The organism is Idiomarina loihiensis L2TR (assembly GCF_000008465.1).
GTDB lineage: Bacteria > Pseudomonadota > Gammaproteobacteria > Enterobacterales > Alteromonadaceae > Idiomarina > Idiomarina loihiensis.
The window spans coordinates 365,319-389,344 of sequence record NC_006512.1 but is presented as its reverse complement, the minus strand read 5'-3'; the positions used below and the strand labels follow the sequence as shown (position 1 = coordinate 389,344).

At 48.2% G+C, this 24,026-nt stretch carries 23 protein-coding genes; 4 read left to right on the top strand and 19 right to left on the bottom strand.

Annotated elements, in window-relative coordinates:
- Nucleotides 1-34 precede the first annotated feature (34 nt).
- The 12 genes from IL_RS01900 to IL_RS01845 form a co-directional block, all read right to left on the bottom strand.
- Nucleotides 35-484 (bottom strand): hypothetical protein, encoded by a 450-nt coding sequence (locus tag IL_RS01900; protein ID WP_011233633.1) that lies wholly within the window; start codon nucleotides 482-484, stop codon nucleotides 35-37.
- Nucleotides 484-1,722: a type II secretion system F family protein gene (locus IL_RS01895; protein WP_011233632.1), complete on the bottom strand. Its 1,239-nt coding sequence runs from the start codon at nucleotides 1,720-1,722 to the stop codon at nucleotides 484-486. Before IL_RS01895 ends, IL_RS01900 begins: the two co-directional genes overlap by 1 nt.
- Nucleotides 1,722-3,437, bottom strand: a complete 1,716-nt coding sequence (locus IL_RS01890; RefSeq protein ID WP_011233631.1) for a GspE/PulE family protein — start codon at nucleotides 3,435-3,437, stop codon at nucleotides 1,722-1,724. Before IL_RS01890 ends, IL_RS01895 begins: the two co-directional genes overlap by 1 nt.
- Complete coding sequence (locus tag IL_RS01885; protein ID WP_011233630.1) at nucleotides 3,434-4,507, bottom strand: tetratricopeptide repeat protein; 1,074 nt, start codon at nucleotides 4,505-4,507, stop codon at nucleotides 3,434-3,436. The genes IL_RS01890 and IL_RS01885 overlap by 4 nt, the downstream gene beginning before the upstream one ends.
- Nucleotides 4,504-5,412, bottom strand: a complete 909-nt coding sequence (locus IL_RS01880) for an ExeA family protein (protein ID WP_011233629.1) — start codon at nucleotides 5,410-5,412, stop codon at nucleotides 4,504-4,506. Before IL_RS01880 ends, IL_RS01885 begins: the two co-directional genes overlap by 4 nt.
- Nucleotides 5,413-5,422: 10 nt before the next feature.
- A complete protein-coding gene (mshL, locus tag IL_RS01875; protein ID WP_011233628.1) occupies nucleotides 5,423-7,096 on the bottom strand; it encodes a pilus (MSHA type) biogenesis protein MshL in 1,674 nt (557 codons plus the stop codon).
- Nucleotides 7,093-7,434: a general secretion pathway protein GspB gene (locus IL_RS01870; RefSeq protein ID WP_011233627.1), complete on the bottom strand. Its 342-nt coding sequence runs from the start codon at nucleotides 7,432-7,434 to the stop codon at nucleotides 7,093-7,095. The genes mshL and IL_RS01870 overlap by 4 nt, the downstream gene beginning before the upstream one ends.
- The gene (locus IL_RS01865) at nucleotides 7,427-8,062 is read right to left on the bottom strand and encodes a hypothetical protein (RefSeq protein ID WP_011233626.1); all 636 of its coding nucleotides are present in this window, start codon (nucleotides 8,060-8,062) and stop codon (nucleotides 7,427-7,429) included. Before IL_RS01865 ends, IL_RS01870 begins: the two co-directional genes overlap by 8 nt.
- The gene (locus IL_RS01860; protein ID WP_011233625.1) at nucleotides 8,055-8,663 is read right to left on the bottom strand and encodes a PilN domain-containing protein; all 609 of its coding nucleotides are present in this window, start codon (nucleotides 8,661-8,663) and stop codon (nucleotides 8,055-8,057) included. The genes IL_RS01865 and IL_RS01860 overlap by 8 nt, the downstream gene beginning before the upstream one ends.
- Entirely contained in the window at nucleotides 8,660-9,571 is a 912-nt protein-coding gene (locus IL_RS01855) for a hypothetical protein (protein ID WP_011233624.1), read from the bottom strand. The genes IL_RS01860 and IL_RS01855 overlap by 4 nt, the downstream gene beginning before the upstream one ends.
- 130 nt (nucleotides 9,572-9,701) lie before the next feature.
- Nucleotides 9,702-10,736 (bottom strand): dihydroorotase, encoded by a 1,035-nt coding sequence (gene pyrC, locus IL_RS01850; RefSeq protein ID WP_011233623.1) that lies wholly within the window; start codon nucleotides 10,734-10,736, stop codon nucleotides 9,702-9,704.
- 86 nt (nucleotides 10,737-10,822) lie between these two features.
- On the bottom strand, nucleotides 10,823-11,404 hold the full coding sequence (locus IL_RS01845) for a thymidine kinase (protein WP_011233622.1): 582 nt from the start codon (nucleotides 11,402-11,404) through the stop codon (nucleotides 10,823-10,825).
- A 101-nt stretch (nucleotides 11,405-11,505) separates the two neighbouring features.
- Here IL_RS01845 and IL_RS01840 point away from each other — a divergent pair, with 101 nt between their 5' ends.
- Entirely contained in the window at nucleotides 11,506-12,738 is a 1,233-nt protein-coding gene (locus IL_RS01840; RefSeq protein WP_011233621.1) for an adenosine deaminase family protein, read from the top strand.
- 89 nt (nucleotides 12,739-12,827) lie between these two features.
- Here IL_RS01840 and IL_RS01835 read toward each other — a convergent pair whose 3' ends face one another.
- The 5 genes from IL_RS01835 to IL_RS01815 all read right to left on the bottom strand — a co-directional run bounded on the left by IL_RS01835 (nucleotide 12,828) and on the right by IL_RS01815 (nucleotide 17,568).
- Nucleotides 12,828-13,856, bottom strand: coding sequence for a DUF2955 domain-containing protein (locus IL_RS01835; protein ID WP_011233620.1), 1,029 nt, complete (start codon nucleotides 13,854-13,856; stop codon nucleotides 12,828-12,830).
- Nucleotides 13,857-13,869: 13 nt separating this feature from the next.
- Nucleotides 13,870-14,931: an HlyD family secretion protein gene (locus IL_RS01830; RefSeq protein ID WP_011233619.1), complete on the bottom strand. Its 1,062-nt coding sequence runs from the start codon at nucleotides 14,929-14,931 to the stop codon at nucleotides 13,870-13,872.
- Nucleotides 14,928-15,416, bottom strand: a complete 489-nt coding sequence (locus IL_RS01825; RefSeq protein WP_011233618.1) for a MarR family transcriptional regulator — start codon at nucleotides 15,414-15,416, stop codon at nucleotides 14,928-14,930. Before IL_RS01825 ends, IL_RS01830 begins: the two co-directional genes overlap by 4 nt.
- 170 nt (nucleotides 15,417-15,586) lie before the next feature.
- Complete coding sequence (ssb, locus tag IL_RS01820) at nucleotides 15,587-16,147, bottom strand: single-stranded DNA-binding protein (protein WP_011233617.1); 561 nt, start codon at nucleotides 16,145-16,147, stop codon at nucleotides 15,587-15,589.
- Nucleotides 16,148-16,191: 44 nt separating this feature from the next.
- Nucleotides 16,192-17,568, bottom strand: coding sequence for an MFS transporter (locus IL_RS01815; protein ID WP_011233616.1), 1,377 nt, complete (start codon nucleotides 17,566-17,568; stop codon nucleotides 16,192-16,194).
- A gap of 116 nt (nucleotides 17,569-17,684) precedes the next feature.
- On the opposite strand from IL_RS01815, the gene uvrA reads away from it, so the two are divergent.
- The 3 genes from uvrA to glsA are packed head-to-tail and all read left to right on the top strand — an operon-like array spanning nucleotide 17,685 to nucleotide 21,876.
- Nucleotides 17,685-20,510, top strand: coding sequence for an excinuclease ABC subunit UvrA (gene uvrA / locus IL_RS01810; protein WP_011233615.1), 2,826 nt, complete (start codon nucleotides 17,685-17,687; stop codon nucleotides 20,508-20,510).
- A 12-nt stretch (nucleotides 20,511-20,522) separates the two neighbouring features.
- Complete coding sequence (locus IL_RS01805; protein ID WP_011233614.1) at nucleotides 20,523-20,930, top strand: acyl-CoA thioesterase; 408 nt, start codon at nucleotides 20,523-20,525, stop codon at nucleotides 20,928-20,930.
- The gene (gene glsA, locus IL_RS01800) at nucleotides 20,920-21,876 is read left to right on the top strand and encodes a glutaminase A (protein ID WP_011233613.1); all 957 of its coding nucleotides are present in this window, start codon (nucleotides 20,920-20,922) and stop codon (nucleotides 21,874-21,876) included. The genes IL_RS01805 and glsA overlap by 11 nt, the downstream gene beginning before the upstream one ends.
- Here glsA and IL_RS01795 read toward each other — a convergent pair.
- On the bottom strand, nucleotides 21,873-22,640 hold the full coding sequence (locus IL_RS01795; protein ID WP_016341265.1) for an ABC transporter substrate-binding protein: 768 nt from the start codon (nucleotides 22,638-22,640) through the stop codon (nucleotides 21,873-21,875). The genes glsA and IL_RS01795 overlap by 4 nt on opposite strands.
- 196 nt (nucleotides 22,641-22,836) lie before the next feature.
- Nucleotides 22,837-24,021, bottom strand: coding sequence for an elongation factor Tu (gene tuf / locus IL_RS01790; RefSeq protein WP_011233600.1), 1,185 nt, complete (start codon nucleotides 24,019-24,021; stop codon nucleotides 22,837-22,839).
- Between the last annotated feature and the right edge of the window lie 5 nt (nucleotides 24,022-24,026).

Genomic DNA, 24,026 nt, shown 5'->3' with positions numbered 1-24,026 from the left:
CATTTCCCTAACACTTAATACCGGGGTTTCCGGGTTATTTCCGAACAACCTGACCCCGGTCACTTTTATAGGAAAACCAAGGTTTTTGGTTAATTCTGTAATGGCAATTCCCGTTCTCTAATTCCGTATCTAAAGCGCTGCCCGGCACGTTACTGCCCAGATGCTGCCACAACTGCAAACACCCTACCTCAACCGACGGCCACCCTTGTTCATTCATTACTACCTTGGTTTGCTGGGCTTTATTTTCATAAAGCAAAGCAATTTCCTTTGGCTTACCGCGTCGCATCCACTCGGTTCTGGCCAGCCAAAGCGAGTCAATAAAGCGCGAAACCGCAATATCTAACTCGGTCTGCCGCCATTTTTGCGGCTCTTCAACCAGAACCATTCTGGCCGCCACTGCAGCCAATACCAACAACAGCAAAACCACCAGAATATTCTGCAGCCGCTGAATACCCTTGCGCTCATCCGTTGCGGTTCTGGTCATTATCGTCCCTGATACGCACTCATCATATCCCACATTGGGGTAAATATGCCCAGCGCGAGAATCAATACCATAACGGCTACAACGGCTATCATTAATGGCTCAATACGAGCGGTTAAGGTTTTGAGATCGTAGTCGGTTTCACGTTCGTAATATTCAGCGACCTCTAACAGCAAAACATCAACCCGGCCGGTTTCTTCACCCACCGATATCATTTGCAAAATTAATGGCGTAAACAGGCCTGACTGACGGGCAACTCGCGACAAGTTCTCGCCTCGTTCAATACCGCGGCGCATTTCAATAATGCGTTTTTCCATCCAGGCATTATCCACCGCTTCGGCAACCAAAGATAAAGCCTGTGTCAGTGGAACACCGGCCCCTATCATGACCGAAAAACTGCGGGCAAAACGACCTAACATGGAGCGCATTAAAATGGAGCCAATAATGGGTATTTTTAACTTCAGACTGTCCCATTTCAGTCTTCCGTCGTCGGTCGCTATGTAATACCTGATGCCGAAAAAAGTACCGACCATTGCAAGCAATAACACATGCCAATAGGCGACGAAAAATTCAGACGAGCCCAACAAGGCGCGGGTCGCCCATGGCAGTTCGACATTAAACCGGCTGAACATTGAGGCAAAAGTCGGGATCACAAAAATGTTCAGTACAAACATGGCAATGACGAGCGCGATAAGAACAAAACTCGGGTAGCGGGTGGCAGCTTTTATCCGCTTTCTGGTGTCTTGTTCTTTTTCTAAATAAACCGACAGCTGCTGAAAAGACTCTTCCAGCTGCCCGGTATTTTCACCCACATGCACAATAGCAATAACCAGCCGTGGAAAAACGCCCCGGTGATGTGACATGGCTGACGACAGGTTGCGCCCCCGCTCCAATTGCTCATGCACATCCTGCAAGGTTTTACGTAAGCGCTTGTTCTGGGTGGTATCTGCCAGCCCTTCAATAGCCCGCAACATAGGGATACCGGCTTGGGTCAGTGAATACATTTGACGACAAAATATAATCAGCTCGTCCAGCGACACTTTTTGCTGAAACGCAGACTTTAAACTTTCCCCAAAGCCACTATTCAAGAAGGAAAAGCTCTGACTTTTTACAGAATTAATCGATAACGGTACCAAGCCGCGACGCATCAGTACATCGGCAGCATTGCGCTCATCACTCGCATCCAGTGAACCTTGCTGCAGTTGCCCTGCTTTGTCCCGTGCACGATACCGAAACTGCATCAGATACTGTCCTCAACACTTTCAGCCAGAAACAAGACTTCGTCGACGCTGGTAATACCTTCACGGGCATAATCCAGTGCAACCGTGGCCATAGACTGATAACCCGGATGCGCTTTCGCAGCTATTGCAAACTCTCGCGTATTACCATCACGCAAAGCATCCATCATTGGCGTATTCATTTCCAGCAGTTCAAACACACCTATGCGCCCACGGTAGCCGGTATGGTTGCATGTCTGGCAACCAACTCCGCGTTTAAAAGAATAGTCCGAGCTACCCTCACGTAAATGCTCCAGCCACTGACTTTCGGCTTCATCCGGCTGGTAACTCTCTGCACATTTATCGCATACCCGGCGCACCAGGCGCTGAGCTAATATGCCTCGCAACGCAGCAGCGACCAAATACGGCGGTGCGCCCATGTCAATCAGGCGCATGGCACTGGTAATGGCATCGTTGGTATGCAGAGTAGATAAAACTAAATGACCGGTAATAGAGCCGCGCAAACCAATTTCAACCGTTTCGTGGTCGCGCATCTCACCGACCATAATAATGTCCGGATCCTGACGTAAAGTAGTGCGCAGAACCCGCGAGAAATCCAACCCAATTTTACTGTTCACCTGCACTTGCGAAATACGCGGCAAGCGGTACTCAACCGGGTCTTCAACCGTAATCACCTTTTTGCCTTCGGTATTCAGCTCACTAAGTGCACCATAAAGCGTTGTGGTTTTACCCGAACCGGTAGGCCCAGTTACCAGCAACATGCCATGCGGACGTTTAATTAAAGCCCGTATACGCTTAACAATAGAAGCAGGCATACCGGTTTGTTCCAGCGACAACAGCCCGGCAGATTGGTCCAGCAGACGCAACACGCAGGACTCGCCGTATTGCACCGGCATGGTTGATACCCGCACGTCGATACTGTGTTTGCGAATTTTAATATTAAACCGGCCGTCCTGCGGCAGGCGTCGTTCAGAAATATCCAGCCCGGCCATAAGCTTCAGACGTAACACCAGCGCATTGGCAATGTTGGTTTCTTCCAGCACATTTTCCTGCAATACACCGTCCACACGTTGGCGAATCCGTAATTTACGGTCGTCCGGCTCTATGTGAATATCCGAGGCTCGAACTTGCACCGCATCCTCAAAAATGGACTGCAGTAATTTAGCCACCGTGGCTTCATCAGTATCGTCATCGAGGCTTAACTGCCCCAGCTCAAACTCACTGGTATCTTCGTATTCGTCCTGCAGCTGACTGGCGAAGGTTTCAATTTCTTTGGTGCGTCGATAGAGGTTATCAAAGGCCTGCATCAACTCGCCTTCGGGAACCACGGCAAGTTCAACCTGGCGCGGAGCCAATAATTGATTAATGGCGTCAATTGAGGACAGGTCGGCCGGGTCACTCATACCCACTAATGCCTGCTCTTCGCTGGCTTCTATAACCAACGCCCGATGCCGACGCGCCTGAACTTCGGGCAGCAATTTAAAAGCTTCAGCCGGAATTTTACGTTCAGAAATACTGATAAGCGGCAGTTTAAGTTGCTGCGCCAGGAATTCGAGTAACTGTTGCTCAGAGATATAGCCTAGATCGGTTAAAGTCGCGCCCAGCTTACGTCCGCTAATACGCTGTTGCTCTAGTGCCTTTTGCAGTTGTTCTTCACTGATGATTTGCTCGTGAACAAGCAAATCGCCTAACCGCATTTTAAGACGAGGACGCTTCATTGCTCACCTGCTTCAGTTACCTGTAAAGACGTAATTTGCTGTTCAATAAAATCCAGAGTCGGTTGATGCTTTATCCGTTTAAACGCTTCCTGGTATGAGGCAACAGCTGCTTCTGGCGCGAACTCCTGTTGCGCAACGGCTTTACCTAAATACCAACGGCCTTGTTCAGGTTCAGACTCAAGCAGGCGCTGATAGGCGTCAGCAGCAGCTTTGTAGTCTCCCTGCGCCTGAGCTAACAGCGCCTGCTTCTGAACATACTCTGGATAGACGTCGGCATCCGGTGTCGCTTGCTTCAATAAGCTTAGCGCCGCGGCAGGCCGGGCTTCTTTTTCCAGGATTCGGGCACTTAACAGACGAAACTCAAAGTCATCCGGATTCAGTTTAAAACCGGCTTCTAGCGTTGTTAATGCCTGCGATACCTTATTCCGGCCAAACTGCAAAGCCGCCAGCTTTTTTCTGACTTCTTTATTTTCAGGAGTGACAGCAAGCGCCTTACGCCAATGATCTTCTGCCGAGGTTAAACGCCCCTGTTGCTGAGCTTTTTGTGCTTTCTCAATATGTTGCGCGGAAATCTCTGCTGGCGAGAGCTGCACAGGCTGCTTGCTAAATTCACCACCTTTTTGCGCCTCGTTTTCGGTTTCTTTAGTGGCAACAACAGGCTCTTCTGGCATGGGTTCTGTTTTTTCGACCTTTTCCGGTTCGGTTTCCGGAATCACAACCGAAGCCAAGTCTTGTGATACTATCTCACTAGATTGCCGTGAATCACTTTCAGAGCGAGGGGTGCGCTCAGCTGGCACTTCTATCACTGCAGTATCAATGAATGGCTCGACCCGCTCTTGCAGTTTTGGCATTTCAGCCGGCTCGCTCTCCGTTACCGTCATTGTGTTTTCTGAACGCGACTGCCACCAAAAAACCACTAAGGCCAGAACAATCAATAGCATCAGCGCCAGCAACCATAACCCTAAACGATGACTACTGCGGCGCTCAACGGCGCTACTCGCCGCCCTTTTCGAGAAGGGCTGCTGCCCCCGACGGTCTAAATCTTTTAAAACTTTATTAATAACGCTCATAGCGAACCACCCATTTGCCAATAACTGAGCGCGGCTGCCGCCAGAAAAAATACGCACACAGACACAGTTACGGGAAGCCATACAGAGCGAGTCAATTCTGTATCTTCGGTATCATTAACCGCTAACTTTAAATCCCGCGTCGACAACTGATGACGTCCCTCTCCGTAAGCCAGCAGCAGCATTTTATGACACAGCATGTTAATTAAACGGGGTACGCCACGGCTGCAACGATGTAACCGCCGGACTAACTTCCAGTCGAATATCGGGGTGCCCTGATAACCGGCCACATCCATACGGTGCGCAATATATTCGGCCGTTTCATCCGCGTTCATGGCAGTTAATTTATGTGAAAAACTGATTCGCTGACGAAGTTGCCTAAAAGCTTTTTGTGATAAACGCTCATCGAGTTCCGGCTGACCCAGTAAAATAATATGCACCAATTTACGCCGTTCAGTTTCCAGGTTGGATAATAAACGCAAAGCTTCCAGACTTTCTTCCGGCAGCGCCTGTGCCTCATCAATGAGTATCACCACGGCCTGCCCATTTTTGTTAATATCCAGCAGGCGTTGTTGCAATGCCCGCGCCAGCTGCTGCTGGTTGGTCATTTGTCCGGTTTCCAGGTCCAGTTCCTGGGCAATGGCCAGCCTCAGTTCAGCCGGGTCAAGGTATGAGTCTGGAATGTAAGCGGTTTTAAAAAAGTCAGGGATGTCATTTAATAACCGTCGGCACAGCAGAGTTTTACCGGTTCCAACCTCTCCGGTAATTTTAATAAAACCTTCCCCTGTTTTTAACGCCGTTAAAACCACCTCAAAAGCCTCGTGGTGGCTTTTCAAGTCGTAGTAGAACTGCGTGTTCGGCGTTATCGTAAAGGGCAGTTCGCGTAAGCCGTAATGGTATAAGTACATACTACCTTAGTTATTGCTCTATATCCGGGAACCATTCTTGCAGCAGTTCGCGAGATCGTTTCAGTTCATCGCGCCAGGTATCAACACCCACCACAGTCGGTTTCAGTAATATAACCAGCTCTTTCTTTTCCTGGCGGTTGCGACGGTTAGTAAATAGTTCGCCCAACAACGGGATGTCACCCAGTAACGGAACTTTGCCCACTTCTTCAGAGTTGGTGGTTTGCATTAAACCACCCAGCACCACAATTTCACCGTTGCGAGCTTTTACTATGGTGTCTGACTCACGAATATTGCTACGAGCCAGAGGAAGCACGGATTCTTCACCTGACACGGTAATAACTTTCTCTTGCTCACTGGTTTCAACAACTGAAGGATGCACATGCAAAATCACCTCACCATCGTCACTAATTTGCGGAGTAACATCTAATGAAATGCCTGAGAAAAATGGGGTGAATTCTATATCTGAGTCGGACGATGAAGCACCACCTGTATTCAGAACCGTGCGACTGGTAACGTCCGTAACGAAGTATTCGTCTTCACCAATTTTTATGACGGCTTTTTGATTATTTGATGCACTGACGCGAGGGTTGGAAAGTACCTGAACCGTACCTTGAGTCTGCAGCATTTCTATCATTCCGCTGAAATTATTCCCGTCGTCAGTATAGGTAAGTCCAAATAAACCTCCGATAGCTGCTGACGTAGCATTGCTAGGAGTTACTCCGTTGAAATCAACACCAAAGCCAGCATTCCCCGAATAAATATCACTCCAGTTTATCCCTTGTTGATAGCCATCGTTCAGAGTTACTTCAATAATACGAGCTTCCAGAATAACCTGACGCTGCAGACGAGATTCCAGAACCGTGATGAAATCACCAACAGCGCGCAGCTTACTTGGTGAAGCAGTAACACTAACAATACCCGCCTGCGGCGACAGCACCACATTACCGTCACCAATAATGCCTTCAATAACGTCTTTTAAACCGCCCCATAAGTCGGTCTCTGACTGGGTATTTATGCTGGAACCGTTGCCTTGCAACTGATTCTGCTGACTGTCCCGACGGTACTCACCATCGCTATTACCAAGCAGAGGAGTGCCTTCTACACGGGTGTTGCTGTTTCCTGAATTGTTACCTAAACCTCTGTTATTGTTACGCTCCTCACTGACACCACCACCTGAAATCTCGGTTTGTGACATTCCAAAACGGCGAAGCGACAGGTAATCCAGCGAGAACGTCTGAGTTCTTACCCCGGCAGGGTATATTTGAATAGTACGGCCGGAACGACGAACTTCAAAACCATACATATCCTGCACAGCATCCAGCGTCTCGTCTAAAGTCACGTCTTTAAGGCTTAGCGAGATTTCGCCACTGACATTGGGGTGTACCAGAATATTATAAGGAGAATCTGCCGCTAACCCATAAAAGAAGGCTTTCGCGTCAACATCATCGGCCTGCAACACAAAACGAGGCTCCTCGAGTAAGGCGAGTCCGTCTTCCTGTTCTTTATTTGCCGTCTGATTTAAGAAGTTACTGACTTCTGCTGGCAGCTCTTTCTTTACCTCTGTTTCTTTCTTCCCAGAAGCTTCCGGCTTCATTGCTTTATTGGCTTCATCCGGAGAATAGCTCGGTTGATAGGCACAGCCGCTCAGTGCCAACAATAACGCTCCTGCTGCAACTCTTTTCATTGTACCGCCCCCGGATTGCCTTTCTCGTTCTGCTTTATCGGCTTAAACAAAGTAATCTCTACTCTTTCGTTGTTCTTCTCTAAAATAACGCTGTTTGGATTAACTGAGTTAACCCGAAATCCATCAATATTTTCACCAGGCTTAACCCATTCGCCGTTAATACGGGCTGACTGCCTCTGTTCTGAATAAAAAATTTGAGACAGCTTTATATTCTGTCCCCAACTATCCATTTCCACTGCGGGCTGACTTACTGTAAACGGCGGCTGGGTAGGATCCCGCTCTTGCGAAAAAGCCGAGACCGCGACCATTAGTAATAACAACACAATTCCTCTAAGCACTGATAAACTCCTTATCTGTACTTAGCAGATACCAGACTATCGTTACCTTCGCTGTCGGGTAGTCACCTACCTGATAATCAAAGCGAGCCCACTGGACATTCGGGTATTCTTTTTGCAGTGTATCGACAAAGTCGGATATAGCGAAAAAGCGCCCGGTAAACTCCACCTGTACGGCATGCTGATAGAGTTTAATAGACCCGGTTTCAAATACGACGGTCGGCTCTTTAGCCTCCAAACTGTCCATTCCCAGTTCCGACGCATGACGTAACACACTGTTTAGAAACTGCTTTCGTTGTTGTGCGGGCAATAAAACCTCGCTTTCTGAAAAATTGCCTTTTGCCTGAGCTAAGCGCTGCTTCAACTGCTTGATTTCGGCTCTGAGCGGAGCATCTATGTCAGTAACCAGCTGCGCCTGCAAGTCCTGCGCTAATTGCTTAGACTGCTCTATTTGAGAGGCTATACGGTGGTTCTCCGCTGAAAGAATTTTGTTCTGTTCCAGCGTTGGAAAAATAACGTAGCTCATAAGCGGCAGAGTAATCATTAAAAAACCGGCCAGTGACAACAGCGCTCGCTGTCGCCCGGGCATAGAGTTAAAGGCTTCTTGTGCGCGTAACCACCAGTTATTCATTGTTTGATTCGCCCTCGCTGCTTCTGACGCTTTGCAGCAAAAACTGCTGATAGCCTTGCTCGCTGCGCTTAAGCTCGACAACCGCAAAGCGCTTATCTGACAGAACCCCCGATTGACCAAACTTATCCATCCATAACACTAAGGCTTCACTGTTTAGCGCCTGCCCGTGTAAACGGATATTCTCGCCAGACATTGAAAAATCAGTTAACCAGATGTCTTCCGGAGTTATCTCTGCAAGTTCATGTAAAAACTCACTAACGGATGAGGACTGGTTCTGACGAAACTCTGCAATTTGCTGACTGAAACTTCTGGCGTCCTGCAACTCTTGCTGTAATTGCTCTTTTTCTGCCTGAAGTTGCGGACTTGGCTGCCGCAAAGAAATTCTCTCGCGATTATTAGCCAAGTCACTATTGAGTGACTCTAGTGTCGCCGATAACTGTTCATTCTTTTGAACAATCGTTGCTTTTTGCCACTGAGTAACCCCAACCACCACGAGTAACAGCCCCAGCCAAAGGCCCAAAACAGAACTTACCTTCGTTAGTGTGAGCCTCTGCTTTACAGGCTTCAGCTCGTTGCGGTACAGATTTACCCATTGCTTCATAAATCGCCCTCAACTAACGCACCTAAGCCAGCAAGATCGGAGTAGTCGCCCTCGCGTAAGTCAGCAGACCATTGTGGGTACTGATACATAGTGCACTCTACTGCTAACAGCTCAGCCAGGCTCTTTTCAAGGGAGGCAGGCTTCATGTGTTCTACGGCGAGAATAATCCGACTAATGGGGGCCTGTCGCAAATGACTTTCGAAATAATCGACCGAACGCTGTAACTCTGTAGCCAAAGGTTCTAAAGCACCAGCTTCTATTTCGCTCTCTGTGTATTTAGAAACGTCGGTCACACCGCGCAACAGACGAGTGAACATAAGCCCTTTAGGGGTATTAATTTGTGCAAGATAATTGCCAGCAGGGTTTTGGTATAAAGTGAGTTCAGCGTGGTTCTGAGTTTCAGCTAACCGCGGTAACGTCAGTTCAGTAATGGCGATATCCGTTAAGCTCAAGTCATGTTCACCGAATAACTCAACCCAGGGCATTAAATCGCTTTTATTCGCCGCAACTGCAACCACTTTATCCTGACCGGATGGCTGTTCCGGAAACTCATAATAGTCGGCAATGATTTCATCAGCCGCAAAGGACACTAAGTCGCTTAAACTGTATTTTAAGCTCTCCGAAATTTCTTCCGGATCCAGCATGGGCCTGTCCACCTGAACCGACTCGTATAAGTCCGTTCCCAACACCAGGGTGACTTGCGCATGCTTTAACGACAAGCGGGAATATTTACCCAAAAGAGTGTCGGCGTGCTTAAGTAACGAACCTCGCTGCACCGGCTCGTAGTCATTAACTATTAATTCGGGGGCGTTAGCAGAGCCTTTAGCAACGAGAAGACGGACGCTGTTTTGCGTTATTTGAAAGCAAATACGGTGATCATTTTGTTTTTGCTTTGAAAATCCTAGCACTCAACAACATCCTTTATTTTATTTTCAACCATGTTAACAGAAACTTTGCAAAGCTCATCAGAAAAAGCGTGGGTTCGCTACAGTTTATGATCTTCGTCATAACCCATTTGTCGCAATACAACTTTAATGGCTAACCGCGCAGTTTCCATTGCAAATCAGATCCTGCCCAATAAGGCACCATAGGCCCTGTTGCCGTGTCTACCGTTTCAGCAACAGTCCATGGTTGTTGAACCAGTTCAATGGTCTCAGTGTTGCGGGGTAACTGATAAAAGTCAGCCCCAAAAACACTGGCAAAATTTGCCAATTTATCCAGCGCGTTATGCTGGCTAAAAAACTCGGCATAAAGCTCAATTGCTGCTGGAGCTGAATAACAACCCGCGCAACCACAAGCAGTCTCTTTATTTGCCTGCACATGCGGGGCTGAGTCAGTTCCGAGGAAAAACTTAGGGTTACCGGACAAGGCCGCCTGCTGCAAGGCTTGTTGATGTGACCGACGTTTTAAAATTGGCAGACAGTAATTATGTGGACGAATACCACCGACCAGCAAGTCGTTGCGGTTCATCAGTAAGTGTTGCGGGGTCATTGTGGCTGCGACATTACTGTTGGCGTTTTCAACAAACTTAACCGCGTCGGCGGTGGTTATATGCTCCAGCACCAGCTTTAACTGCGGGAAGCGCTCGGTTATCGGAATTAAATGCCGTTCAATAAAAACTCTTTCGCGGTCAAAGATATCGATGTCGCTGTCGGTTACTTCACCATGCACCAGCAAAGGTACCTGATGCTCCTGCATAGCTGCCAGTACCGGAGCCAGAGCTTCTACCGACTTCACTCCAGCGGCAGAATTTGTGGTGGCTCCTGACGGATATAGCTTGAAGCCAATAACATGCTCGTTCGCAGCAGCTTCAGCAATTTCTGCAGGAGTTGTGTCTGCCGTAAGATACAGAGCCATAAGCGGATTAAAACTCATGCCAGCAGGGATCTCGGCCAAAATTCTCTCACGATATTCCATAGCGGCCGCTACGGTTGTTACCGGGGGGACCAGGTTTGGCATAACCACAGCACGATGAAACACTGCCGCAGTTGCAGGTACGGTTGTTTGTAACATAGCACCATCGCGTAAATGCAGGTGCCAGTCATCAGGTCTTGGAATTGTTAAGCTTTGCATAGTCACTTCTGGCTAAAAAATGAGAAACTCAGTATACCATCAAGTGCCTTCGCTAAAACCCATATTCCGTACTCTATTTGACCGTTTTAGCGCAGCCCCATGGCTTCTTTCCAGTGTTTACGACAACAGGAAACGTAACGATCATTGCCACCAATAGCTATTTGCTGTCCCATACGTATTGCATTTCCCTGCTCGTCAACCCGCAATGACATGGTCGCTTTGCGACCGCAGTGGCAGATGGTTTTCATTTCCACCAGTTTGTCGGCTATAGCCAACAACACCGCACTACCCGGAAAGGCGTTGCCAAAAGCGTCGGTGCGGATGCCGTAACACATTACCGGAATATTGTCGGTGTCAGCCAGACTGGACAGTTGCCACACCTGCTCTTCACTTAAAAACTGCGCCTCATCAATTAACACACAGTCAATTGCCTGTTGCATGTAGCGAGCCCGGACTACGGCAGCTAAATCTGTCCGGTGTGTGAAAGACACCGCATCGCGACCAATTCCTAATCGGGAAGCAATACGTCCTTTACCTGCCCGATCATCTAAAGCCGGCGTCATTAGCAGGACATGTTGTTGGCGCTCTTCGTAATTGTGCGCCACTTGCAATAACGACGTACTTTTGCCTGCATTCATTGCCGAGTAAGTGAAATATAAAGAAGCCATTTTGTTCTATTTTTTTTAAGTTAATGTGGTCAGATCCTGGCAGAGATTAGCACGATTTTATGGCATTATGGGACAAAGCAACCTTAAGGCAGGAGTTCTCTATGCAATATTCCCCCGAATTTATCAAAGCCATTCCTAAAGCTGACTTACACTTGCACCTTGATGGCAGCCTTCGTGCCAGCAGCTTAATTGATATGGCTAAGCGCGCTGATATCGAACTTCCGAGCTATACCGAAGAAGGCCTGTTTGATCTGGTGTTTAAATCGCATTACAACAATTTGGGTGAATACCTAAATGGGTTTCAGTATACCTGTGCCGCTTTGCGTGATTTGGAAAACCTGGAACAAGCTTCTTATGAATTAGCCGTCGATAATCAAAACGAAGGGGTGAATTACATTGAGGTACGCTTTGCTCCTCAGCTACTCATGGACCCGGGTAAAGGGGTTACTTTTGACACCATAATGCACGTAGTAAACGACGGCCTTTTGCGCGCAAAGAAAGAGTACAACAACCGCGCAGACGTTAAAAACGGCGATAAGCCACCATTTGACTACGGCATTATCAACTGCGCCATGCGGATGTTTGGTAAAAAAGGGTTCTCCCCTTATTACACACAAATGTTCCAGTTAATGCGCGATTTTGAACCTATGCAGGTTATTAAAACGGCTGCAATGGATTTGGTTCGCGCCAGCGTTCGTATGCGTGACGAAGAAGGTATGCCAATTGTCGGACTGGATATTGCCGGTCAGGAAATTGGCTACCCGGCAGGTGAGTTCAAAGAAGTATACGAATACGCACACGAAAACTTTCTGCTGAAAACCGTGCACGCAGGAGAAGCTTACGGTGCTGAGAGCATTTTTGAAGCCTTGACCAAGTGCCATGCCGACCGCTTAGGTCATGGTTATTCGTTATTCTCTCCTGAAATGACTCAGGATCCGTCTATTGAAGACCCTAAAGCTTATGGTGAAAGCCTGGCCTCTTATATTGCTGACCGTCGTATTGCCGTTGAAGTTTGCCTGACCAGTAACCTGCAAACTAACCCGGATATTGGCGACATTAAAAACCACAATTTCCAGCATATGCTGGATAACCGCTTAGCTACCATTATTTGTACCGATAACCGTTTGGTTTCTCGTACCACGGTCAGCAACGAATATCAGTTAGCTGTGGATAATTTTGATATTTCTCTGAAGCGCCTGAAGGACATTGTCGCCTACGGCTTTAAGAAGAACTTCTTCCCGGGTCGCTATGTAGAAAAGCGTGATTACGCTAAGCAAAACCTGGAGTATTTCGACAAGGTGGTTAAGCAGTTTGGGCTAAGCGACGCCAGCTAAATAAAGAACCGTTCGAGTTTAGATATTTTAGACAAGCATGCAGCTGATTAATTGGCTGCATGCTCTTCCAGCCACTGTGGATATCAATTTTAAGCAGCGCCAAATCGCGTTCCCGCAAACTGATTCAAGAGTTTGTGCACCAAATAGCACACCATCATAGCCGCAATAATTGCTACAAAAGTACTGCTCAGACGATACAGTCCGGAATACACCAAGTCTTGTGCCGGCGACAAATATTGACCGAAAAGAATGCCCATCGTCGTCATTGCCCCAAAACCCACCCCGGCTCCCGAAGCTTCAAGGACATGAATGCGGGCAAACAACATCACCCCAAGCCAGAACAACGGCACAATCAACCACAGTATGTCATACCAACCGTACAGCAGAAGCTGCACACCAAGACCAAACATAACACCAATTAGAGTTCCTGCCGCTCGCTTACGCGCGTAAGTTAATGCCCCGTTCCAATTCATGGGAAATAGCACCAAAATGGTTGTGGCCTGCGCGGAAATAGAATCCTGTAAATCAAACAGCTGAAACACCAAAAACGACAGGGTTGTCACCGTAGCGCCCAAAATAGCTTCGTGGCGCACACGGTTAGGTGACTTATCTGGCAAGGCCGGTGGTGACGCATTCTGCTCTTTATTGGGTATCATCGCATGCATAACAAAGGCAATGGCTATTGCCAGTATCGATGCAAAGAAGTTACTGGCTATTAAGTTATTAACGTCGGTGCCCGGATAACTGGCGTAATGCAGCATAATGCTCAGCATCAGCACACCATTTGCGCCGAACAGGAACGCCGTGCCGCGCGCCATAAAAGCAAACCGATACAGAAATAAGACAAAGGCGGCCATTGTCATTAATACTGAATGTCCGCCCAGTATCTGCGCCAGAATACCTACTTCCAATCCGCACATAACCGACGCCGCAAGTATTTGCCGGGCGACTTGTCGGTTTATCATTGGCACTAAGCCCAGTAGCAGCATTGGTAAGACGGTAAAAAACACGCCATAAGACAAGTCAAATAGCGCCGTGACCAAAAAGCCGATGGAGCCACCAAAGGCTATTCGTAAGCATTGCCGTAGGCCGTTTTCACTCAAGGCAGAAGTTGCCATAGTCCCTTCCTGATCAATAAATGTAGTGCAACCAGCCCAGCAACCGAATTTGCGCTTTCGCGATAGCGGCTTTAAAGCTTCCTTCAGGAACTATCTGCACTGTAGCCTTTGCTCCGGCCGGACGCTCTGAATCCGGTTTCTCCGTTAAACGCAAATGCACCCGAAGTCGCTGCGCGTCACGTACCCACCGGTTTGAGTTAACCGGTGCTGCTAAGGCTCCGTCGGCACTTAACTGACCCGCGTTAACACCGGCATCAATGCTTTCCACTTTAGCCTCGTAAAGCGTGCCAGGTTCGGCATCAAATACCACGAGAGCCTGTTGGCCAGATTCTATGTTTCGTAAATTCTTCTCCCGAAAATCCGCAATAATGTCGGCATTGGGTGAGACTAGAGCCATTAGCGGCGTGCCTTGACGGGCATAAGCCCCTTCGCTGAGCTTTAGATTGCCGACACGTCCGGCATGTTTCGCACGCACGGTGGTGTAGCTTAAGTTAAGCTTCGCCGTTTCTATCGCATTTTTAGCTTGTTGAATAAGTAAGTTGTTTGCATCGTCCTCGGCACCTCGCTGCACTTTTAAGCTCTGTAGCTGTGACTGGGCAGCTTCAACATTTGCCAGAGCCTCTAACTTACTGCTCTGCGCACGGTCAAATGCCTGCTGCGACGAACTGCCATCTTCCACCAGATCTTTAATGCGACGGGCCTCACGGCTAAGCTCTTGAGCTGTTGCCTGTGCTGATTTTATCTTTGCCTGGGCAGTTCGAATTTGGGCATCAAACTGCTGGTTTGACTGTTGCGCCTGAGCCATTGCCAGCTCTGCTTGCTGTAATTGCAGTTGATAAGGTCGCGGGTCGATTTTAAATAATGGCTCGCCCTCTTCAACATACTGGTTATTATTAACCAAGACTTTCTCTACAGTACCATTCACCTGCGGTGCGACCTGAGTCACCACCCGGGTTACCATTGCCTGTGGAGTCAGCGGCAGGCTCAAGTCGGCCCACAGAAAATAGGCAAATACGAGTACGAATAGTACCAGCGCCCGCTTAACCCAACGGGCAAACTTTTCGTCTGCGGTCATACCTCTTCCTCATTATTTTGGTCAAGTTTCTGAGCTTCAGACATATGATTCGCATTGTATGAAATCATCGCCAGAACCTTCTTAACCGTTTCAATTTCTTCATCTTCAATATTGGCCAGCAACGCCCTTCTTACTTTTAGAATTTTCGCTTCCATTTTTTTAACCAGAGCATGACCTGAATTCGTTAAAAACACCTGCTTAGCACGGCCGTCGTCCGGGCTTGCCTTGCGCGTAATCAGCTCTTGCTCCTCCAACTGCGCCAGCGTGCGCATAAGTGAACCAAGTTCTAATTCAAGCGCTTCGGCAAGCTGCTTTTGACTGACACCATCACCAATACGTGCCAGTTTCCACATAGCACTCCAGCGCGGGTAGGTTAACCCCAGCGGCGCCAGTTCCTTATCCGCAATAGCCTGCCACTGACGCGCAACGCGACCGAGTCGTTCAGGTACAGATAACTGTCTGAGCTGTTCTTGTGTTAATGTCATAACAACCTCTTTAGTTAGCACGCTAAGTATAATAACAAACTTAGCGTGCTAACTAAAATGAAAATAGCGATAGGTTTGAGCTAAAAATTAGATACAAAAAAAGCCCCTGCAAAAGGGGCTTTTTTCACATGATACAGATACCCGAGCGGGTAAATCCTATACTCGGCAAACTAGAACGGAATATCGTCATCAAAGTCGTTGTCAGGTGAAAACGGCGCGGGTTCTGCCGGTTTTTGTTGTGACTGTTGATTTTGCTGCTGCGCTGGCTGAGGCGCAGGACGCTGTTGTTGCTGTGATTGCTGTTGTGGTTGACCACCACCGTAACCACCGCCTTGCTGCTGACCGCCACCAAAACCCTGGCCTTGTTGTGGAGCACCACCCTGCGGGCCGCCACGAGAATCCAGCATTTGCATTTCGTTAATGACCACTTCTGTCGTGTAACGCTCTACGTTGTCCTGGCCTGTCCATTTACGCGTTTGCAAACGCCCTTCAACATAAACTTTAGAGCCCTTTTTCAGGTACTCACCGGCAATTTCAGCTAAGCGACGATAAGCCACACAACGGTGCCATTCGGTTTGTTCGCGCGGTTCGCCTGTTTGCTTGTCTTTCCAGGTTTCGCTGGTAGCAATCGACAGGTTGGCTATCGCTGTGCTGTTTTGGGTATAACGAACCTCTGGGTCAGCGCCCAAATTACCAATTAAAATTACTTTATTTACACCGCGACTGGCCATTAGATTCTCCTGTTCCTTGTACGCGTTACAACTGCTTCAAATTATTAAGCGACCGATGCTTCTTTAAGCAACTGATTAACCGCCTTTTCATCGTAATGTTTTTTATCAACTTTTAAGTAAGTGGCCTGATCTTCTTCAACCCATCTTGCTTCCGTAACACCCGTTACGGTAAGTAACTGCTCACTTAGCTTGGTAGCCTTGCTTTCAGTTAACCCGGGCAATGATAACGACACGCTCGTGACACCTGCGGGGTTAACCATGACTAAACTGATTAGCAACCAACATACTAGCAAGATCAGGCAGAAAACAACAACGCCAGATATCCCAAAAAACTGTAAGACTGAGCCGCCAGCTACCCCACCGACAAAAGACCCCAGAAACTGACCAGTTGAGTAAATACCACTGGCACTGCCTTTGCTCCCCGCCGGAGCAACTCGGGTAAGTAACGACGGCAAACTGGCTTCAATAAAGTTAAAGCCCGTGAAAAATATGACCAGAGCAGCAACCAGCAGCCAGGGGTTTTGCCCTGCTACGGCAATAATGAGTAGTGCGACAATTAAGACGACAATAGAAAACCGCAGCCACTGCACGGAATTATTATTACGCGAACTGCTGATAATCATTGGCACCATGAACAAAATGGACGCGGCCAGCGTGGGTAAGTAGAACCAGGCGTGGGTCTGACTTTCAAAACCTGCATTTTGCAGTTGCATGGGTAAAGTCACAAACCATGCCGTTAAAATGGCATGTAGCACAAAAATACCGCTATTCAGGCACCACAGTTGCTTATGCTTAAGCAAGTGCCCCAGTTCTGACAACACGGGTAAAGATTCACGCCTGGCAGATGTTGTCACCACTTTGGGGACGCTTAGCAACAGCACCAGAATGCCCAGAACACCACTGGCGGCGGTAAACCAGAACAAACCCGAAAGACCGATAATATTGCCCAATAAAGGTCCGGCTACCAATGAAATAGCGAACGCCAGACCAATACACATACCAATAGTGGCCATCACTTTCGGTCGCTGCTCGTCTCGCGACAAATCAGCTGCCAGCGCCAAAATAGCCGCCGCAATAGCGCCCAGCCCCTGTAGCGCCCGACCAATGGAGACACCGAATAGAGTATCCGCCTGAGCTGCCACCACACTACCGAGAATAAAGACCAGCAAGCCACCGACAATAACTGGCTTTCGGCCAAGACGGTCAGACAGCATACCTAACGGAATTTGCAATAATGCCTGTGTCAGACCGTAGGCACCCAGAGCAATTCCGACCCACAGCGGTGAGTAGTCAGGGTAGTCTTGTGCATAAACCGCTAAAACTGGCATGATCAAAAACAGCCCTAACATCCGTATACCAAAGACGGACGCTAGCGCTAAAGCGGCTTTTTTCTCTGTTTTATTTAATTTTTGAGGCGTCATTTCACTGCTTTTATATCAGTAACATGATAAATGATGCCGTTATTGTACCAGATGCCTAACACTGTGCGATAATAGCGTTTTGTCGTCAGTCATTTACTGAACAACAGACGGGAATTATGGATACTATCGAAGTACGCGGTGCGCGCACGCACAACTTAAAAAATTTCAATCTGACCATCCCCCGCAATAAGCTGATTGTGATAACCGGCTTATCCGGTTCGGGTAAGTCATCACTTGCTTTCGATACCCTATATGCAGAGGGGCAGAGACGCTACGTTGAGTCGCTGTCCGCCTATGCACGTCAGTTTTTGTCGCTGATGGAAAAGCCTGATGTTGACAGTATCGAGGGTTTGTCGCCGGCTATATCAATAGAGCAGAAGTCAACGTCGCATAATCCGCGTTCCACGGTCGGTACCATCACGGAAATATACGACTATTTACGCCTGATGTTTGCCCGCGTGGGCGAGCCCCGTTGCCCGACTCACGACGTGCCGCTGGCGGCGCAAACCGTATCGCAAATGGTCGACAACGTGCTGTCGGCTCCTGAAGGCGAAAAGCGCATGTTGCTTGCGCCCATTATTCAGAACCGTAAAGGCGAGCACTTAAAAGTGTTAGAAAACCTCGCCTTGCAGGGTTATATCCGCGCCCGTATAGACGGTGAAATTTGCGATTTAAGCGATCCGCCCACGTTAGAGCTGCAGAAAAAGCACACCATTGAAGTGGTCGTTGACCGCTTTAAAGTTCGCGACGGCATGGAGCAGCGCCTGGCGGAATCTTTTGAGACCGCACTGGAACTCAGTGGCGGAACGGCTTTAGTCGTACCGATGGACGGCGACGGTGATGCCGAAGTGTACTCGGCTAACTTTGCCTGCCCACATTGCGGTTACAGCATGCAGGAACTGGAGCCACGATTGTTCTCATTCAACAATCCGGCCGGTGCCTGTACTACTTGTGACGGTCTGGGTGTTGAGCAGTTTTTTGATCCGGCCAAAGTTGTTGTTAATGCGGAGCTGTCGCTGACAGGCGGCGCAATTCGAGGCTGGGACAAGCGCAACTTCTACTACTATCAAATGCTGCAGTCTCTGGCGAAGCACTACGAGTTTAAATTGTCGCAACCGTTCAACGAATTGCCTGACGACATTCGCGAAAAGATTCTGTTCGGCAGCGGTAAGGAAGAAATAAAATTCACTTACATGAATGACCGCGGCGACAAGGTTGTCAGAGCGCATCCGTTTGAGGGGATTATTCCTAACATGCAGCGCCGTTACCGCGAGACTGAATCACAGGCTGTGCGCGACGAATTGTCCAAATACGTAGCGACGCAACCCTGTAAAAGCTGCAGTGGTACGCGCCTGCGTACAGAAGCTCGTCATGTGTTTATTCAGGGCACAACCCTGCCGGAAGTTGTTGAGCAATCCATCGGCGACGCACTTGAGTTCTTCCAGCAACTGAGTCTGGAAGGTCAGCGCGCGCAAATTGCGGAAAAAATTCTGAAAGAGATTAATGACCGTCTACGCTTTTTAGTTAACGTGGGACTTAACTATTTAAGTTTGTCCCGCAGCGCAGAGACCTTGTCTGGTGGTGAGGCGCAGCGTATTCGTCTGGCCAGCCAAATTGGTGCGGGTCTGGTTGGTGTTATGTACGTACTGGATGAGCCCAGTATTGGCTTACACCAGCGCGACAACGAACGCCTGTTAAACACTCTGACTCACCTGCGTGACTTGGGTAATACCGTCATTGTGGTTGAACACGATGAAGACGCAATTCGTCAGGCCGACCACGTTATTGATATTGGCCCTGGTGCTGGCGTACACGGTGGTGAAATCATTGCTCAGGGTCAGGTTGAAGATATTGTCGGAAGTGAAGATTCACTAACCGGCGACTACCTGTCCGGCCGGAAAGAAATAGAAGTTCCCAAGCAACGTCACAAACCAGATAAACGCCGGTTAACCATTCACGGAGCCAGCGGGAACAATCTGAAGAATGTCGATTTCAATTTGCCATTAGGTATTATGACCTGTGTGACTGGAGTATCCGGTTCAGGTAAGTCAACGCTGGTCAACAATACGCTGTTCCATATCGCGCATCGTGAACTTAATGGCGCGACAACGGGCGAACCGGCTCCGTACAAAAGTGTCGATGGCATGCAGCTGCTGGATAAAGTGGTGGATATTGACCAGAGCCCAATAGGCCGTACACCGCGCTCCAACCCAGCCACTTACACCGGTATTTTCACGCCAATTCGCGAACTGTTCGCAGGTGTTCCTGAATCACGAGCCCGCGGTTACAAACCCGGTCGCTTTAGCTTTAACGTACGCGGCGGTCGTTGTGAAGCTTGTCAGGGCGACGGAGTTATTAAAGTTGAGATGCACTTCTTGCCGGACGTTTATGTTCCTTGCGATATTTGTAAAGGTCAGCGCTATAATCGCGAAACGCTGGAAGTACAGTACAAAGGCAAGAATATTCACGAAGTGCTGGATATGACCATTGAAGACGCTCGTGAATTCTTCGACCCGGTTCCGGCTATTGCACGCAAGTTGCAAACCTTAATGGATGTGGGCTTGTCTTACGTCCGGTTAGGCCAGTCAGCGACAACACTCTCTGGTGGTGAAGCGCAACGGGTCAAATTGTCACGTGAGTTGTCCAAGCGTGATACTGGCAAAACCTTATACATTCTGGACGAGCCGACAACCGGTCTGCATTTCCACGACATTAAGCAATTGCTGGCGGTGATTCATCGTCTGCGTGACCACGGCAACACGGTAGTGGTTATTGAGCACAACTTAGACGTGATAAAAACCGCTGACTGGATCATCGACTTAGGTCCTGAAGGTGGTTCTGGCGGTGGTGAAATTCTTTGCGAAGGTACACCAGAAGATATCTGTGAAAATGAGCGCTCACACACGGCCCGTTTCTTAAAACCTATGCTTAAGCTGTCATAAAAAGGACGCAATATGTTAACGGAAGACTTTAAAGTAAGATTTTATGAAACCGATGCCCTTGGGCACGTCAATAACACGGTTATACCGGGGTGGATAGAAACCGGACGTTTGCCTATTTTTGAGTTCTTTGGAGAAATGTCTCCGAAGACACAAAGCTTAATTGTCGCGCGGCTGGAAGTAGATTACCTCTTACCTATTTATTTTGGCGGTCATGTCACGGTGAATACTTACGTCAGCCGCTTAGGTGGCAGCTCGTTTGATATCACTACCGAAATTTGGCAGAAAGAAAAAATGTGCGCTAAAGGTAAAACGGTATTGGTGTACTTTGATTTTCAACAGGAACGTTCTGTGAAGCTATCTGACCAATTAAAAGACCGCCTGTCCACCATCACGCATCCGGAGCATTCTCTTGACGCGTGATCTGGTCAGTGGCGGGCAGCAAATACATGCCCCGGATGATCTCAAAAGCCTGCTGGAGGAGATTCATCAGCAGGCCATGAAGATCACCGAGGGGCATGTTGCTGATTACATTCCGGCGTTAGCAGAGGTCGACCCCGAGCTCTGCGGACTCACTCTGGCCACCCTCGACGGCGAGGTATTTAACGTCGGTGATACCCAGGAGCAATTCTCTATCCAGTCGATCTCGAAGATTTTTGGCCTTATGCTGGCAATGGAGCGCCTTGGAGAAGATTTGTGGGACAGAGTTAAAATGGAGCCTTCAGGCCAGGCCTTTAATTCTATAGTGCAGCTAGAGTGGGAAAAAGGCATTCCGCGCAACCCTATGATAAATGCCGGAGCTATTGTTGTTAGCGACGTGCTCGTTAGCCGCTACTCTGCCAGTAAAAATGCGGTTTTGAGTTTGGTGCGCACCTTATGCGGCAACGACAACGTTTACGCCGATAACATTGTTCACCAGTCAGAAAAAGAGCATGGCCATCGCAATGCGGCCCTTGCTCACCTAATGAAAAGCTTCGGTAATATTGATGCTGAAGTTGATGAACTATTAGATCATTACTTTTGGCAGTGTGCGTTGACCATGTCCTGCGAAAATCTCGCTCGCTCTTTTACGTTTCTTGCAAATGACGGAATTTGTCCTTTTTCTAAAAAGAAAATTATGTCGAAACGAGACTCTCAACGCATTAATGCGTTGCTATCAACCAGCGGTATGTACGACCAAAGCGGCGAATTTGCTTTTACCGTAGGTGTTCCCGCTAAAAGTGGTGTTGGTGGCGGGATGATTGCCGTCGTTCCTGACTTTGGAGTTATTTGCTCATGGAGCCCAAGATTAAACAGCTACGGTAACAGCGCCCGTGGAATGTACATGGTACGCGAGCTAGCTAACCGTTTGGGGCTTAGTGTCTATTAACGTGTTGTTGTCGGACGATATATCTGAAACCGTTCCATATTAAACCGTCTAAAGAGTATTTCAAATTCCCCCTGTCGGCCAAGCTCCCGCAGCAACCTTTGTAAGGTATCTGCGCTGATATTCTTATTATCGCCAACAAGTAAGTGCAGCTTGTATTCCAGACTAACCTTTTCCGACAACAATAAACTGCCCACATTAATCTGATTTGAGCCTTTTAAAGCAGCCAGAAGTTCATCATTGATAATAGTAAGATCTATCCGACCTCCTAGTACCATCTGCAAATTTGTCATTCTGGAGTCTGCCAAATACGTCGTATACTTTTCCTCGACTTCATCTGAAGCCAACAGCTCGCCCCCTAACAGATAATGATAGCCCTTGACCCCACCTAAAGTTTTGCCATCAAATGTATCGAAAAACGATTGATCTCTACCTGTTTTCTTCAAGGCCACCAGTCTCTCATTTCCTTTGACTAAAGGGATTGTTTCCTGAAACCCTACGCCACTTTTTTTCCAACCCCAAAGAGGTGACTCGAAAAATATAACATCACAGCACCCTTTCGTACTCAGAGCTTTATGGCGGTTTGTTGGAGGAATGACCTGAATGCGGAACACATAGCTGTCCTGATGCTCGTTCAACAAGGTGATCAATTCACGGGTGAGATCAGTTTGCAGTACAGCGGAAAAATAGGGAGGATAATCGTAGGCAGCAACATAGACCGGCACTTTTGCTGTAGCAGAACAGCTTAGTCCCATAAAAACGAACACAGAAAAGTATCTGAGTAATTTCAATTGATTGGCTGACTATAAGTTAAGTATCTTTCTCAATAGTTCATTTTTTGGACTTAAATGTCAATACTTGAGCGAGCCTTCGCTTACTTTTGATAAGGCTCTTTTAATAAAACTTATCAGCAGGCATAAAAAAGCCCGGCCAAAGCCGGGCTCTTAAAATCAACCGGACTGCTTAGTCCATGATTTTTGATACAACGCCTGCACCTACGGTACGGCCACCCTCACGGATAGCAAAACGCAGACCTTCGTCCATTGCGATTGGAGCAATCAAATCAACAACGAATTTCAGGTTATCACCAGGCATGACCATTTCTACGCCTTCTGGCAATTCTACGGCACCAGTAACGTCCGTTGTACGGAAGTAGAACTGTGGACGGTAACCTTTAAAGAATGGCGTATGACGGCCACCTTCGTCTTTGCTCAGTACGTAAACTTCCGCTTCGAACTTAGTATGCGGAGTAATTGTACCTGGCTTCGCCAGTACCTGACCACGCTCTACGTCGTCACGCTTAGTACCACGCAACAAGGCACCAATGTTCTCACCTGCACGACCTTCGTCAAGCAGCTTACGGAACATCTCAACACCAGTAACTGTGGTCTTCGTGGTGTCTTTCATACCAACGATTTCACACTCGTCGCCTGTACGCACGATACCGCGCTCTACACGACCTGTTACTACCGTACCACGACCTGAAATCGAGAATACGTCTTCGATTGGCATGATGAACGGCTTATCGATGTCACGCTCTGGCTCTGGGATGTAGTTATCCAGTGCGTCAGCCAGCTCAACAATTTTCTTACTCCACTCTTCGTCGCCTTCCAGCGCTTTCAGTGCAGAGCCTTGAATTACTGGCAGGTCGTCGCCCGGGAAGTCATATTCTGACAACAGTTCACGAACTTCCATTTCTACCAGCTCTAACAGCTCTTCGTCGTCGACCATGTCACATTTGTTCATGAATACAACGATGAATGGTACGCCTACCTGACGTGAAAGCAGGATGTGCTCACGAGTCTGTGGCATTGGGCCGTCTGTTGCCGCTACAACTAAGATTGCGCCGTCCATCTGCGCCGCACCGGTGATCATGTTTTTAACATAGTCAGCGTGCCCTGGGCAGTCTACGTGTGCGTAGTGACGAGTTGGTGTGTCATATTCAACGTGTGACGTTGAAATGGTAATACCACGCTCTTTCTCTTCTGGCGCGTTATCGATGGCTGCGAAGTCTTTCGCCGCACCACCATAAACTTTTGCCAAAACAGTTGTGATAGCAGCAGTTAGTGTTGTTTTACCGTGGTCAACGTGACCGATGGTGCCGACGTTTACGTGCGGCTTCGAACGTTCAAATTTTTCTTTAGACATGATAT

Coding starts and splice junctions, on each gene's coding strand:
- IL_RS01900 (WP_011233633.1), bottom strand. CDS start 484: ATGACCAGAACCGCAACGGATGAGCGCAAGGGTATTCAGCGGCTGCAG.
- IL_RS01895 (WP_011233632.1), bottom strand. CDS start 1,722: ATGCAGTTTCGGTATCGTGCACGGGACAAAGCAGGGCAACTGCAGCAA.
- IL_RS01890 (WP_011233631.1), bottom strand. CDS start 3,437: ATGAAGCGTCCTCGTCTTAAAATGCGGTTAGGCGATTTGCTTGTTCAC.
- IL_RS01885 (WP_011233630.1), bottom strand. CDS start 4,507: ATGAGCGTTATTAATAAAGTTTTAAAAGATTTAGACCGTCGGGGGCAG.
- IL_RS01880 (WP_011233629.1), bottom strand. CDS start 5,412: ATGTACTTATACCATTACGGCTTACGCGAACTGCCCTTTACGATAACG.
- mshL (WP_011233628.1), bottom strand. CDS start 7,096: ATGAAAAGAGTTGCAGCAGGAGCGTTATTGTTGGCACTGAGCGGCTGT.
- IL_RS01865 (WP_011233626.1), bottom strand. CDS start 8,062: ATGAATAACTGGTGGTTACGCGCACAAGAAGCCTTTAACTCTATGCCC.
- IL_RS01860 (WP_011233625.1), bottom strand. CDS start 8,663: ATGAAGCAATGGGTAAATCTGTACCGCAACGAGCTGAAGCCTGTAAAG.
- pyrC (WP_011233623.1), bottom strand. CDS start 10,736: ATGCAAAGCTTAACAATTCCAAGACCTGATGACTGGCACCTGCATTTA.
- IL_RS01845 (WP_011233622.1), bottom strand. CDS start 11,404: ATGGCTTCTTTATATTTCACTTACTCGGCAATGAATGCAGGCAAAAGT.
- IL_RS01840 (WP_011233621.1), top strand. CDS start 11,506: ATGCAATATTCCCCCGAATTTATCAAAGCCATTCCTAAAGCTGACTTA.
- IL_RS01835 (WP_011233620.1), bottom strand. CDS start 13,856: ATGGCAACTTCTGCCTTGAGTGAAAACGGCCTACGGCAATGCTTACGA.
- IL_RS01830 (WP_011233619.1), bottom strand. CDS start 14,931: ATGACCGCAGACGAAAAGTTTGCCCGTTGGGTTAAGCGGGCGCTGGTA.
- IL_RS01825 (WP_011233618.1), bottom strand. CDS start 15,416: ATGACATTAACACAAGAACAGCTCAGACAGTTATCTGTACCTGAACGA.
- ssb (WP_011233617.1), bottom strand. CDS start 16,147: ATGGCCAGTCGCGGTGTAAATAAAGTAATTTTAATTGGTAATTTGGGC.
- IL_RS01815 (WP_011233616.1), bottom strand. CDS start 17,568: ATGACGCCTCAAAAATTAAATAAAACAGAGAAAAAAGCCGCTTTAGCG.
- uvrA (WP_011233615.1), top strand. CDS start 17,685: ATGGATACTATCGAAGTACGCGGTGCGCGCACGCACAACTTAAAAAAT.
- IL_RS01805 (WP_011233614.1), top strand. CDS start 20,523: ATGTTAACGGAAGACTTTAAAGTAAGATTTTATGAAACCGATGCCCTT.
- tuf (WP_011233600.1), bottom strand. CDS start 24,021: ATGTCTAAAGAAAAATTTGAACGTTCGAAGCCGCACGTAAACGTCGGC.